General features: G+C 65.6%; 11 protein-coding genes. 2 read left to right on the top strand and 9 right to left on the bottom strand.

Translation table 11 applies throughout. From position 1 onward, the window contains the following. Position 1 precedes the first annotated feature (1 nt). The gene (locus tag ACNFBT_RS05760) at positions 2-412 is read left to right on the top strand and encodes a phasin family protein (RefSeq protein ID WP_416747327.1); all 411 of its coding nucleotides are present in this window, start codon (positions 2-4) and stop codon (positions 410-412) included. A 10-nt stretch (positions 413-422) separates the two neighbouring features. Continuing rightward, on the top strand, positions 423-1286 hold the full coding sequence (locus ACNFBT_RS05755; RefSeq protein ID WP_416747325.1) for a phasin family protein: 864 nt from the start codon (positions 423-425) through the stop codon (positions 1284-1286). A gap of 48 nt (positions 1287-1334) precedes the next feature. Here the strand turns inward: ACNFBT_RS05755 and ACNFBT_RS05750 are convergent, their stop codons facing one another. The 9 genes from ACNFBT_RS05750 to argS form a co-directional block, all read right to left on the bottom strand. Beyond that, positions 1335-1949, bottom strand: coding sequence for a TetR/AcrR family transcriptional regulator (locus tag ACNFBT_RS05750; protein ID WP_416747323.1), 615 nt, complete (start codon positions 1947-1949; stop codon positions 1335-1337). Positions 1950-2131: 182 nt separating this feature from the next. Next, on the bottom strand, positions 2132-3814 hold the full coding sequence (phaC, locus tag ACNFBT_RS05745) for a class II poly(R)-hydroxyalkanoic acid synthase (protein WP_416747321.1): 1683 nt from the start codon (positions 3812-3814) through the stop codon (positions 2132-2134). A 316-nt stretch (positions 3815-4130) separates the two neighbouring features. Next, positions 4131-5135: a poly(3-hydroxyalkanoate) depolymerase gene (gene phaZ / locus ACNFBT_RS05740; protein WP_416747319.1), complete on the bottom strand. Its 1005-nt coding sequence runs from the start codon at positions 5133-5135 to the stop codon at positions 4131-4133. Continuing rightward, a complete protein-coding gene (phaC, locus tag ACNFBT_RS05735) occupies positions 5132-6811 on the bottom strand; it encodes a class II poly(R)-hydroxyalkanoic acid synthase (RefSeq protein WP_416747317.1) in 1680 nt (559 codons plus the stop codon). Before phaC (ACNFBT_RS05735) ends, phaZ begins: the two co-directional genes overlap by 4 nt. Positions 6812-7489: 678 nt before the next feature. Then, positions 7490-7861: a DUF971 domain-containing protein gene (locus ACNFBT_RS05730; RefSeq protein ID WP_275609837.1), complete on the bottom strand. Its 372-nt coding sequence runs from the start codon at positions 7859-7861 to the stop codon at positions 7490-7492. Positions 7862-7953: 92 nt separating this feature from the next. Next, a complete protein-coding gene (gene hslU / locus ACNFBT_RS05725) occupies positions 7954-9294 on the bottom strand; it encodes an ATP-dependent protease ATPase subunit HslU (protein ID WP_416747315.1) in 1341 nt (446 codons plus the stop codon). A 29-nt stretch (positions 9295-9323) separates the two neighbouring features. Then, complete coding sequence (gene hslV, locus ACNFBT_RS05720) at positions 9324-9860, bottom strand: ATP-dependent protease subunit HslV (RefSeq protein ID WP_416747313.1); 537 nt, start codon at positions 9858-9860, stop codon at positions 9324-9326. Between the two features lie 133 nt (positions 9861-9993). Then, complete coding sequence (locus tag ACNFBT_RS05715; RefSeq protein ID WP_416747311.1) at positions 9994-10830, bottom strand: SPOR domain-containing protein; 837 nt, start codon at positions 10828-10830, stop codon at positions 9994-9996. Between the two features lie 6 nt (positions 10831-10836). Then, positions 10837-12576, bottom strand: coding sequence for an arginine--tRNA ligase (gene argS / locus ACNFBT_RS05710; protein WP_416747309.1), 1740 nt, complete (start codon positions 12574-12576; stop codon positions 10837-10839). Positions 12577-12747 lie beyond the last annotated feature (171 nt).

Below are 12747 nucleotides of genomic sequence, written 5' to 3'. Positions count from 1 at the left end.
CATGGCCAAGGCTGTCAGCAAGAAGAAAGTCGTAGAACTGGAATCCTCCCTCTACTCCGATGCCAAGCACTACGCGCGGCAGATCTGGCTCGCGGGCCTGGGCACCTACGCCAAGGTCGGCCAGGAAGGCAGCGAGTACTTCAAGGAGCTGGTCAAGTCCGGCGAGTCCGTGGAGAAGAAGGGTCGCGAGCTGGTCACCACCCAGATCGACGCCGCCAACGACAACGTCAAGGGCCGCCTGCACAGCGTGAAGGCCAAGCTCAACCTGGACAGGATCGAAGAGGCGTTCGACGCCCGTGTCGCCTCCGCTCTCAATCGCATCGGAATTCCCTCCAGGCGTGATGTGGCGGCGCTCTCTGCTAAGCTGGATTCGCTGAGCGAAGCGCTCGAGCGTGTCGCGAGAACTCAATAAGGAGAGCAGGATGGCTGGCAAAAAAACTACCGATAAAGAGTCCGGTTGGATCGGCGAGATCGAGAAGTACTCGCGGCAGATCTGGCTGGCCGGCTTGGGGGCCTACTCGAAGGTCAGCAAGGACGGCAGCAAGTTGTTCGAGACCCTGGTCAAGGACGGCGAGCGGGCTGAGAAGCAGGCCAAGACCGAAGTCGACAAGTCCGTGGGTGCGGTGAAGTCTTCCGCGCGTTCCGCCAAGTCCAAGGTCGAAGCGGTCAAGGGCAAGGCGATCGACAAGTGGGGCGAGCTGGAGGAGGCGTTCGACAAGCGCCTGAACAGCGCGATCTCTCGCCTGGGCGTGCCGAGCAGCCGTGAGGTGAAGGACCTGCACAGCAAGGTCGAGAGCCTCACCAAGCAGATCGAGAAGCTCACCGGCGTCAGCGTCAAGCCGGCCGCGAAACCGGCTGCCAAGGCTGCAGCGAAACCCGCCGCCAAACCCGCCGCGAAAGCCGCAGCCAAGCCGGCCGCGAAACCCGCTGCGAAGACCGCGGCAGCCAAACCCGCTGCCAAGGCTGCGGCGAAGCCGGCCGCCAAGCCCGCTGTAAAAGCTGCCGCGAAGCCTGCTGCCAAGGCTGCCGCCAAACCGGCTGCGAAGCCGGCGGCCAAGCCCGCTGCAAAACCGGCCGCCAAGGCTGCTGCCAAGCCCGCTGCGGCGAAGCCTGCCGCTGCGAAACCGGCTGCCGCGAAGAAGCCGGCGGTGAAGAAAGCCGCTGCGCCCAAGCCCGCCGCTGCCAAGCCGGCGACTCCGGCCGTCACTCCGGCACCGGCGGCTCCCGCCGCTGCCCCGGCCGTGACGCCCGCCGCCGCGCCGGTGACGCCGCCGACCCAGGCCTGATAAGCCTGCTGCCGTACCACGCCCGGCCTCGTGCCGGGCGTTTTCATTTCAGCGTTCCAGGTAGCGCTCGGCCAGGCGTTCGGCGATCAGCCGCGAGTCTTCCCGCAGGTGCGGCGCGACCAGCATCATCACCTGGTAGACCACATGGCGCACGTCGCCCGGGTGGCCGAGGATGCGCTGGTAGTCGAGGGAGAACAGCAGGGTCAGGGTGATCTGCTCGACCAGTTGGCCGAGGGATTCGGTATCGCTGTCCAGCTCGCTACGGGCCTTGAGTTGCGCCAGCAGGGCCGCCAGGGTGCGCTTGAGGCCGTTGAGCCAGTTGCGCATGCCGCGTGCGAGCTTGGGCAGGCGGCCGGCGAGGTTGGAGAGGTCCTGGAAAAGGAAACGGTAGTGCGCCAGCCGCTCGACGATCAGGTGCAGGAACAGCCAGTAGTCCTCGGCGCCCAGGCGGACGTCCTCCGGCGGATCGAGCAGCGGCGCGAGCTCGTCCTGGAAGCGCTCGAACAGCGCCAGCACCAGCGGTTCCTTGCCGTGGAAGTGGTAGTAGAGGTTGCCGGGGCTGATGCCCAGCTCGGTGGCGATCTCCAGGGTGGAGACATTGGGTTCGCCCCGCTCGTTGAACAGCAGCAGAGCACACTCGAGGATCCGGTCGCGCGTTTTCATCCGTGTTCTGGTTCTGGCCGCAGTGGGGCCGACGATAGCGTCAGGGGTGGGTGGCTGCCAATCGGCCGATTTCAAACTTCCGCATGGCGTTGGGCTTTTCGTAGGAGCGAGCTTGCTCGCGATGAGCTCCGCTGCGGGGCTGGTTCGCGAACAAGCGCGCTCCTACGGGTGAGTGGGGGGCTTCAGCGCACGTGCACATAGGTGCCCGGCGCGGCCTCTTTCGCCGGGTACTCGGCGTTGCCCAGCTCGAAGCTCACCGCGCGGCGCTCACCGGAACGCTCCTGTATCCACTCCAGCCACAGCGGCCACCAGCTGCCTTCGTGGCGCTGGGTGTCGTAGTACCAGGCGCGCGGGTCGGAGCTGAGCTTGCCGTTGTCGAAGTAGCAGGCCTTGGGATTGCCCGGCGGGTTGAGGATGCTCTGGATGTGCCCGCTGTTGGAGAGGATGAAGCGGCTCTCGCCGCCCAGCAGCAGGGCCGAGCGGTAGACCGCGTCCCAGGGCGTGATGTGGTCGGTGATGCCGGCGACGTGGAAGTTGTCCACCGCGACCTTCTTCATATCGATGGCGGTGCCGTTGACCTCCATCGCCCCCGGCCGGGCCAGTGGGTTGTGCTTGAAGAAGTCAAGGAAGTCGCCGTGCAGCGCGGCCGGAAGTCGGGTGTTGTCGTTGTTCCAGTAGAGGATGTCGAAGGCCGGCGGCTCCTTGCCCAGCAGGTAGTTGTTGACCCAGTAGTTCCAGATCAGGTCGTTGGGGCGCATCCAGGCGAACACCTTGGCCATGTCGCGGCCGTCCAGCACGCCGTGCTGGTAGGAGCGGCGCTTGCTGCTTTCCAGGGTCTGCTCGTCGGCGAACAGCGCGGCGGGGGTTTCCACCTGGCTGTCGAGCAGGCTCACCAGGTAGGTGGCGCTGGCGATCTTGCGCAGTTGCCGGCGCGCCTGCAGGTGGCCCTGCAGCGCGGCGATGGTCAGGCCGCCGGAGCAGGCGCCCATCAGGTTGACGCTGCGGCTGCCGCTGACCGAGCGGCAGACTTCGATGGCTTCGTCCAGCGCGTTGACGTAGGTCGACAAGCCCCACTCGCGGTGGCGCGCGTCGGGGTTGCGCCAGCTCACCATGAACACCTGCAGATTGTTCTTCAGGGCGTACTGGACGAAGCTCTTCTCCGCGCTCAGGTCGAAGATGTAGAACTTGTTGATTTGCGGCGGCACGATCAGCAGCGGCTTGGCGTGCAGGTGCTCGCCCATCGGCTTGTACTGGATCAGCTCCAGCACCTCGTTGCGGAAAACCACGGCGCCGGAAGTGGTGGCCAGGTTCTGGCCGATCTCGAAGGCGCTGCGGTTGACCTGGCTGGGCATGCCGCCGTTGTGCATCAGGTCGTCGAGCAGGTGCTGCGCGCCCTTGAGCAGGCTCTGGCCGCCGGTGTTGAACAGCTCCTTCACCGCCAGCGGGTTGAGCAGGGTGTTCGACGGCGAGGCGGCATCGGACAGGATCGACAGCAGGAAGCGCGCGCGGGCGCGGTCGTCGCCGTCGAGGTTGCTCTCGTCGATCCAGGCCAGCAGCTGCTTCTGCCAGGCCAGGTAGGCCTGCACGGTGCGCCGGTAGATCGGGTTGAGGCGCCAGGACGGGTCCTGGAAGCGTGCGTCCTGCGGATTGGGCTGCAGCGGAGAGTCGCCGATCAGCACCCGGCCCATCTGCTTGCCGAACGCCGCCAGGTGCCGCGCCGAGTGCACCGGCTGGCGGACCCCCTGCACGGCAAGCATGCGCAGGGTGGACAGCAGGTCCTTGCCACGCAGGCCGACGATGGCGCTCTGTGCATTCATGTACTCGGTGGGAACGGGGACGCTACCTGGCTCGGCTTTCTCTCGCATGAACAGCACTCCGTAGGGGGCCAACCTGACAATGGCAAAGCAAGGCCTGTACCGGAGTCGGGAAGACCCCATCGCAGGCGGCTGCCGCCGGTTCGAGGGATGTACGGGTATCGACGCGAGAGAAAAAACTGCCCGAAAACAGGGCAGTGCATCAGCAGCCGGGCAGCAGTTCGGCCACCTTTTGAGGCGGTCGGGATCTGCTGTCCCGAATCAGGCGCTACGTGTCGATACCCGCGAACACGCCTGTTTGTTGTTAGTAACTGCAAAGCGAATGGTCAAGGCAGGATGGCCTCGAACTATTACGAAGCTGTGATATTCAACCGGCCTTTGGCGTGAATGGCCGCGGGTGGATGACCGCACGCTGTCGTTCTTCCTGGAGGAACTTCATGATGATCGGCGCCACGGTTTCGGCACGGGTCACCAGGAACAGGTGGCCGTCGTCGATCACGTGCAACTCGGCGTTGGGGATGCGCCAGGCGATCAGACGCATGTTGATCAGCGGGATGATCGGATCGTCGTCGCCGGCCAGGACCAGTGTCGGCTGGCGGATCTTGTGCAGCCAGTGGATGCTGGTCCAGCCAAGGCCCGCGAAGAGCTGCCAGTAGTAGCCCATCTTGCCCGAGGAGCGCGCCTTGCTGGCGAAGGCCAGGGCCAGCTTGGGGTCGCGGCGGAAGGCGCCGCCATAGATATCCGGGGCGATGTGCACGCCGTAGGACGGCTGGATGTAGCGGCGCGGGCTGGCCATGCGCCAGAGCACCTTGGGCTTGCCCGGCACCATCACCGCGCCGGCGGCGGTGGCAGCGAGGATCAGCTTCTTGCAGCGCTCCGGGTAGTCATGGGCGAACTGCTGCGCCAGCGCGCCACCCCAGGACACGCCGATGGCCGTCACCTGGCCGTAGTCCAGGTAGTCGAGCATCCGCGCGGCCAGCTTGGCCAGCCCGGGGAAGCGATACGGCGTGTTGGGCGTGGACGAGCCACCGACGCCGGGGACGTCGAAGGCAATCACCTCCAGGTCCGGGTCCAGCGCGGCGACGAAGGGGAAGACCAGTTCCAGGTTGGCGCCGATGCCGTTGAAGATCAGCAGCGGCGTCATGTGCTCCTTGCCCGGCCGCACGGCGGTGCGGATGGTCTGCCCGTCGAGTTCGATGGTGCGGAACTCGAAGGGCTGTGCCGCCGGCGCCTTGCTCGGCAGGATCTCCTCGCCGCTGCGCTTGCCGCGCACGCGCCGGCTCGCCGGCACGGCCACTTCCACGGCGTGCGGCGATTCTGGGGTCTGGGCGTCGTCCACGGCGCCGGCTTGCGGGAGAAGTTCTGTTTTCATCGTTCGTGTACGTAGGTTCCGGGGGCGGCTTCGGCGGCCGGGTGGGCCTTGCTGCCCAGCGCGGTAGGCGCCTTGCGGGTCTTGCCCGAGCGCTCGGCCAGCCAGTTCTGCCAGTGCAGCCACCAGGAGTCGGCGTGCTTGCTGGCGTTTTCCTGCCAGGTCTTCGGATCGGCGGAAAGCTCCGGCCCGGTCATGAAGCGCGCCTTGGGGTTGCCCGGCGGGTTGAGGATGCTCTGGATGTGCCCGCTGTTGGACAGGATGAATTCACATTTCCCGCCCAGCAGCCGCGCGGAGCGGTAGCAGGCTTCCCAGGGCGTGATGTGGTCGGACAGGCCGGCCACGCAGTAGAAATCGCAGGTGACCTGCTTGAGGTCGATCGGCGTGCCGGCCACTTCCAGCGCGCCGGAACGGGTCAGCGGGTTGGTCTTGAACATCTCCACCAGTTCACCGTGCAGCGCGGCCGGCAGGCGGGTGGTGTCGTTGTTCCAGAACAGGATGTCGAAGGCCGGCGGCTCGTTGCCCAGCAGGTAGTTGTTGACCCAGTAGTTCCAGATCAGGTCGTTGGGGCGCATCCAGGCGAACACCTTGGCCATGTCCTTGCCCTCCAGCACGCCGGACTGGTAGGAGCGGCGCTTGGCGGTCTCCAGGGTCTTCTCGTCGGCGAACAGGGCGATCTGGGTGTTCATCTCGAAGTCGAGCACGCTGACCATCTGGGTGAAGGCGTGCACCTTGTTCTCGCCCAGCGCGGCGTAGTGACCCAGCAGCGTCACGGTGGTGATGCCGCCGGAGCAGGCGCCGAGCATGTTCAGGTCCTTGCTGCCGGTGATGGCCAGGACTACGTCGATGGCTTCCTTGAGGGCCTCGATGTAGGTGGTCAGGCCCCATTCGCGCTGCGCCTTGGTCGGGTTGCGCCAGCTGACGATGAAGGTCTGCACGCTGTTGCGCAGGCAGAAGCGCGCCAGGCTCTTCTCCGGCGACAGGTCGAAGACGTAGAACTTGTTGATCTGCGGCGGCACCACCAGCAGCGGACGCTCGTGCACGCTCTCGGTGATCGGCTTGTACTGGATCAGCTCCAGCACGTCGTTGCGGAACACTACCGCGCCTTCGGTCAGGGCCAGGTTCTTGCCGACCTCGAAGGCCGCCATGTTCACCTGGCTGGGCATGCCGCCGTTGTTCACCAGGTCCTTGGCCAGATGGGTGAGGCCGTCGAGCAGGCTCTTGCCGCCGGTCTCGAAGAAACGCTTGACCGCCGCCGGGTTGGACAGCGTATTGGTCGGCGCCATGGCCTCGGTCATCAGGTTGATGACGAACTGGCCGCGGCTGACGTCCTGCGGGGACAGGTCGCTATCGCCGATCCACGAATGCAGTTCCTTGCGCCAGGCCAGGTAGGTCTGCAGGTAGCGGCGGTAGAGCGGGTTCTGGCTCCAGGCCGGATCGTTGAAGCGGCGATCGTCGTCGGCCGGCTTGAGTTCGGATTTGCCCAGCAGCACGTTCTTCAGTTCCAGGCCGAAATGGGTCACGTGCTTGGCGCTGTGGAAGGGCTGCTTGATTGCTTGCAGCAGCACCATGCGGGCAGACGTGAGCAGGTCCTTGCCACGAATCCCGATCACCGGATTGAGGTTGAGCGTGTTTTCCGCGGCTTGCTGAGGCAGATCGTTGTTCTTCTTCTGGGTCATCGGCGACGCTCCATTGTCCTGAGACGAATACTGGCGAGGCTCAACTGGAGTGACGCGGCCAAGTACTGCTCGGATTGGCGGAACGTGGAGAGTTCTCCACGCGGTTCATCACTTGGCGGCGTCACTGGAAGTCAGGAACCTCAAGTGCGGTGCATTGCACTGTCTTGGTTACCCGAGTTTCCTTCACCGCGCAAGCTGGTGCAGCGTGGGCCTTCTCCTAGGAGTATGTCGGGAAAAGTTAGAAAACGCGCCCTAGAGCGGGGGTATCTTCCAAACTCGTCCACGGCAACCACGCGGGAGCCAGTCTGCACGGCGAATGTTGCAAATGGCGTGCCCCAAGGTGATTGCCCGACGAAGGTTTGTGCGGAGGGTAGGGCGGGAGGGAAGTTTCGAATTTCTTCTAGGGATGGTTTGCGTCCAGGAGCGACTGTCTGCGCATTCGTAGGGCGTACAACCGTTCGCGGTTGTACGCCGATGCACCAGGATCGTCAGTTGGCGCAGTGGTTGAGTTCGAAGCGCTTGATGACAGGTGTCCTGGTCGAAGCCTGTGCGGCCGGAAACCAAGGTTAAACGGCGTATAACGTCAAACGTTATACGCCCTACGCTCCCGGTCAGGCTCTCGCAGGAGCAGACCTTGTCCGCGATCGCGGCCATGGGGCGTCCCTGCAGGGAAAGCCGTCAGAGCATCAGCTTGACCACCGACTCCGACGGGTCGCGCGACTTCCCGGCCTTCTCCAGCTGCGCCAGGTAGTCCGCCCACATCTCGTCCTGGCGGGTGCACAGTTCGTAGAGGTAGTCCCAGGTGAACAGGCCGCTGTCGTGGCCGTCGTCGAAGGTCAGCTTCAGCGCGTACTGCCCGGCCGGCTCAAGCCCGGAAAGGCCGACATTGAGCTTGCCGACCTGCAGCACCGGATTGCCATGGCCCTGCACCTCCGCCGAAGGGGAGTGCACGCGCAGGAACTCGGCGGAGAGGTCATAGGACTGCTCCCCATAGGTCAGCGACAGCTTCTTCGAGGCCTTGTGCAGCTTGATGGCGGTGGGAATGCGCATGGACGGCTCCTGATACGTGCGTGTGGCCATTGTAGCGCCGGCGCAAACGAGCGGGGCGCCCTGAGGCGCCCCGTCGCAGCGATGCGGATCGCTTACAGGATGTAGCGGGACAGGTCTTCGTCCTGGGCCAGTTCGCCCAGGTGGCCGTTGACGTAGGCCGCGTCGATCACGATCGGCTTGTCGCTGTGCTCGCTGGCCAGGTCCGCGGCATCGAAGGACACCTCCTCCAGCAGGCGCTCGAGCAGGGTGTGCAGGCGACGGGCACCGATGTTCTCGGTCTTCTCGTTGACCTGGTAGGCGATCTCCGCCAGGCGCTTGATGCCGTCGGTGGCGAACTCGATGCCCAGGCCCTCGGTGTTGAGCAGCGCGGTGTACTGCTCGGTCAGCGAGGCGTGCGGCTCCTTGAGGATGCGCTCGAAGTCGCTCGGGGTCAGGGCTTTCAGCTCGACGCGGATCGGCAGGCGGCCCTGCAGTTCCGGCACCAGGTCGCTGGGCTTGGACAGGTGGAAGGCGCCCGAGGCGATGAACAGGATGTGGTCGGTCTTCACCATGCCCAGCTTGGTGTTCACCGTGCAGCCCTCGATCAGCGGCAGCAGGTCGCGCTGTACACCCTCGCGAGACACGTCGGCGCCGCCCACGTTGCCGCGCTTGGCGATCTTGTCGATCTCGTCGATGAAGACGATGCCGTTCTGCTCCACCGCTTCCAGGGCGCGGGCCTTGAGGTCTTCTTCATTGACCAGGCGCTGGGCTTCCTCGTCGCGGATCAGCTTCATGGCCTCGGCGACCTTCAGCTTGCGGGTCTTGCGCTTGCCCTTGCCCATGTTGGAGAACAGGTTCTGCAACTGGTTGGTCATCTCTTCCATGCCGGGCGGGGCCATGATTTCCACGCCCGAGGGCATGTCGGCCACCTCGATGTCGATTTCCTTGTCGTCCAGCTGGCCTTCGCGCAGGCGCTTGCGGAACAGCTGGCGGGTGTTGGAGTCCTCGCGCGGCGGCTCGTCGCCGAAGCCACCGGTGCGCGCCGGCGGCAGCAGGGCGTCGAGGATGCGCTCTTCGGCGGCGTCTTCGGCGCGGTACTTCACCTTCTGCACTTCCTGCTCGCGAAGCATCTTGATCGCGGCATCGGCCAGGTCGCGGATGATCGACTCGACGTCACGGCCGACGTAGCCGACCTCGGTGAACTTGGTCGCTTCCACCTTGATGAAGGGGGCGTTGGCCAGCTTGGCCAGGCGACGGGCGATTTCGGTCTTGCCGACGCCGGTCGGGCCGATCATCAGGATGTTTTTCGGCGTCACCTCGGCGCGCAGCTCGGCGGGCAGCTGCATGCGCCGCCAGCGGTTGCGCAGGGCGATGGCCACGGCGCGCTTGGCGTCTTCCTGGCCGATGATGTGACGGTTGAGTTCGTGGACGATCTCGCGGGGAGTCATGGACATTTGATGCGTTACTCCGGAACGACAACGCCTCAGATGGCGCTGTCGAGCTCCTCGATGGTCAGGTTCTGGTTGGTGAACACGCAGATGGAGCCGGCGATGTTCAGCGCGGTCTCGGCGATCTCGCGGGCGCTCATGTCGTCGCCGGCCTTCTGCAGCAGGGCCATGGCCGCCGCCTGGGCGAAGCCGCCGCCCGAGCCCATGGCGATCAGGCCATGCTCGGGTTCGACCACGTCGCCGTTGCCGGTGATGATCAGGGAGGCGTCCTTGTTGGCCACGGCGAGCATGGCTTCCAGTCGGCTCAGGGAGCGGTCGGTACGCCAGTCCTTGGCCAGTTCGACGGCGGCGCGCACCAGGTGGCCCTGGTGTTTTTCAAGCTGTTGCTCGAAGCGTTCGAAGAGGGTGAAGGCATCGGCGGTGGCGCCGGCGAAGCCGGCCAGCACTTCACCGTGGTACAGGCGGCGAACTTTCTTCGCGTTGCCTTTCATCACGGTGTTGCCCAGGGAAACCTGGCCGTCGCCGCCCATGACGACTTTGCCGTTACGGCGGACAGATACGATGGTGGTCAAGGGTCTTACTCCACACTGCGGGGCGATGTGCCCGAATGCAGAGTCAGATGGGGACTACAAAGGCGGGGTTCAAGTCCTGCGCCGACCGACGATCGTGCTTTTCGCACGCCGCCTGTCGGCGCGGGCCTTGCTGTCAGCGGGTCTGGCGCTGCTGTAACAGCAGATTGCTGAAGCCGTTGCCGGCCAGTTGCTTCTGCGCGGCCGAGGCCTTGGCGCGGTCGCCGTAGGGGCCGACCATCACCCGGTACCAGGTTTCGTCGCGCACGGTGCCGGATTCCACGCGGGCGTTCTGGCCCATCATGATGATCTGCGCGCGCAGGTGGTCGGCGTCGGACTGCTTACGGAACGAGCCGGCCTGCAGGTAGTACTGGGCGGCGGCCACCGCCGGCGGCGGCGTGGGCTTGGCCGGTGCGGTCGGCGTCGCCGGGGTTTGCGCTGGCGCCTGCTTCTGCGCCGTCGCCACCGGGTTGGCGGCGGCAGCGGTAGCCGGAGTCGCCGCAGGAGCGGCCGGCTTGACCACCGCGGGCGGCGGCGGGGTCTGGCCGCTCAGGGCCGTCAGCGCGCGCTGGGTGTCGATCTTCTCGGCTTCTTCCTTGGTGGCGACCACGGTCGGCGGCTGCTGCGATTGCGCAGGCTTGGCCGGCGGTGGCACGGCCTCGGGCGGCACCGCGACTTCCGAGCCCGGCAGCAGGGTGTAGAAGTCGTACTTGGGCTTCACCCCGGTCGGCGCGGCCGGCTGTTGCTGCTGCACGGTGCCGGACGGTTTGTTGGAGCCGACCACGGTCTTGGGCGCCTCGGGCTTCTCGCGTTTGACGTCGTTGCGACCCGGCTCCAGCTTCATCAGGAACATGATGAAGCCGCCGATGGCCAGGCCGGCGACCAGCCAGACCCAGCCGGGGACCGAACTCTTCTTGGCCGGGGCCTGGTAGCGGCTGGCGCCGCGCTTGGGAGCGGGTTTCTTCTTCGCCATGGGTACTTACATGCGCTCCAGGGTTTCCAGGCCCAGCAGCTCCAGGCCCTGCTTGAGGGTTCGGCCGGTCAGCGCGGCAAGGCGCAGGCGGCTTTCCTGTTGTGCCGGGTCTTCGGCTGCGAGGATCGGGCAGTGCTCGTAGAAGCTGGAGAACAGGCCGGCCAGCTCGTACAGGTAGGCGCAGAGGATGTGCGGAACACCCTTCACGGCGACGTTGTTGAGCAGGTCGGTGAACTGCGCCAGCTGCGCGGCCAGGGCGATTTCCTGGGGCTGCTGGAGGACAATCTTGCCGCCTACTTCGTCATAGCCCTTGCCCAGCTTGCGGAAGATGCTCGCCACGCGGGTGTACGCATACAGCAGGTACGGCGCGGTGTTGCCCTCGAAGCTCAGCATCAGGTCGAAGTTGAAGCTGTAGTCGCTGGTACGGTGCTTGGACAGGTCGGCGTACTTCACCGCACCGATGCCAACGGCATGAGCGATCTGGCGTAGGTCCTGCTCGCTGAAGTCGGGGTTCTTGCCCTTCACCAGGGTGTAGGCGCGCTCCTCGGCTTCGATCAGCAGGTCGATCAGCTTCACGGTGCCGCCGTCGCGGGTCTTGAACGGCTTGCCGTCGGCGCCGTTCATGGTGCCGAAGCCCATGTGCTCCAGTTCCATGCTGGCCGGGACGAAACCGGCGCGGCGGGCGACTTCGAACACCTGCTGGAAGTGCAGGGCCTGGCGCTGGTCGACGAAGTACAGCACGCGGTCAGCGTGCAGCACCTTGTGGCGGTAGCGCATGGCGGCGAGGTCAGTGGTAGCGTAGAGGTAGCCGCCGCCAGCCTTCTGCACGATCACCGGCAGCGGTTCGCCTTCGGCGTTCTTGAACTCGTCGAGGAACACGCACAGGGCGCCGTCGCTCTCAACCAGCAGGCCCTTGGCGGTGAGGTCGGCTACGACCTGCGCGAGGTCGTCGTTGTAGGCGCTCTCGCCCTTCACGTCGGCCATGGTCAGCTTCACGCCCAGCAGGTCGTAGACCTTCTGGCAGTGCGAGAGGGAGATGTCGTTGAAGCGGGTCCACAGGGCGATGCACTTGGGATCGTTGGCCTGCAGCTTCACCACCAGTTCACGAGCGCGGTCGGCGAATTCCGGGGACTCGTCGAAGCGCTTCTTGGCGGCGCGGTAGAAGACTTCCAGGTCGTGCAGTTCAGCCTGGGCGTCCACCGGTTGCTCCTCCAGGTAGGCCAGCAGCATGCCGAACTGGGTGCCCCAGTCGCCCACGTGGTTCTGGCGGATCACGGTGTCGCCGAGGAACTCCAGCACGCGGCTGACGGCGTCGCCGATGATGGTCGAGCGCAGGTGGCCGACGTGCATCTCCTTGGCCAGGTTCGGCGAGGACAGGTCCACCACCACGCGTTGCGCGGTACCTGCCTTGCGCACGCCGATGTGGCCGTCGGCCAGAGCCTTGTCGAGGCTGGCGGCGAGCCAGGCCTGGTCCTGGAAGAAGTTCAGGAAGCCGGGGCCGGCAATCTCGACCTTGGCCACTTCCGGGCTCTGCGGCAGCGCCTCGACCAGCTTGGTGGCCAGGTCGCGCGGCTTCATGCCGGCGGGCTTGGCCAGCATCATGGCGATGTTGCTGGCGAAGTCACCGTGGGTTCGGTCCTTGGTGTTCTCCACCTGGATGTCGGGCGTCAGGCCGGCCGGCAGGGTGCCGTCTTCGGTGAGGCTGACAAGGGCTTGCTGGATCAGGTGGCGAATCGTGTCTTTCATGGTTTTCTCCGTGCTCGCGTGCATCCGGCGCGCGCGACCGGTTATCGGGCTCAGAACCGCGCATTATCCGTGGCCGGGCATGGCTTGCCAACCGCGGAGCGCTCCGAGTTCAGTCTCGCCGCTGTGCCGTCCGTCGCGGCTGATGGAAGTCAATGTAGGACGGATGCGCAA

The organism is Pseudomonas sp. NY15181 (assembly GCF_048068055.1).
Taxonomy (GTDB): Bacteria; Pseudomonadota; Gammaproteobacteria; order Pseudomonadales; family Pseudomonadaceae; genus Pseudomonas.
Note: the sequence above shows the minus strand (reverse complement) of the source record. Positions and strands in the feature narration are given on the sequence as shown.

What these genes read in the sequence shown, in the direction of transcription:
- ACNFBT_RS05760 (WP_416747327.1), top strand. Translation starts at nt 2, where the DNA reads ATGGCCAAGGCTGTCAGCAAGAAGAAAGTCGTAGAACTGGAATCCTCC.
- ACNFBT_RS05755 (WP_416747325.1), top strand. Translation starts at nt 423, where the DNA reads ATGGCTGGCAAAAAAACTACCGATAAAGAGTCCGGTTGGATCGGCGAG.
- ACNFBT_RS05750 (WP_416747323.1), bottom strand. Translation starts at nt 1,949, where the DNA reads ATGAAAACGCGCGACCGGATCCTCGAGTGTGCTCTGCTGCTGTTCAAC.
- phaC (WP_416747321.1), bottom strand. Translation starts at nt 3,814, where the DNA reads ATGCGAGAGAAAGCCGAGCCAGGTAGCGTCCCCGTTCCCACCGAGTAC.
- phaZ (WP_416747319.1), bottom strand. Translation starts at nt 5,135, where the DNA reads ATGAAAACAGAACTTCTCCCGCAAGCCGGCGCCGTGGACGACGCCCAG.
- phaC (WP_416747317.1), bottom strand. Translation starts at nt 6,811, where the DNA reads ATGACCCAGAAGAAGAACAACGATCTGCCTCAGCAAGCCGCGGAAAAC.
- ACNFBT_RS05730 (WP_275609837.1), bottom strand. Translation starts at nt 7,861, where the DNA reads ATGCGCATTCCCACCGCCATCAAGCTGCACAAGGCCTCGAAGAAGCTG.
- hslU (WP_416747315.1), bottom strand. Translation starts at nt 9,294, where the DNA reads ATGTCCATGACTCCCCGCGAGATCGTCCACGAACTCAACCGTCACATC.
- ACNFBT_RS05715 (WP_416747311.1), bottom strand. Translation starts at nt 10,830, where the DNA reads ATGGCGAAGAAGAAACCCGCTCCCAAGCGCGGCGCCAGCCGCTACCAG.
- argS (WP_416747309.1), bottom strand. Translation starts at nt 12,576, where the DNA reads ATGAAAGACACGATTCGCCACCTGATCCAGCAAGCCCTTGTCAGCCTC.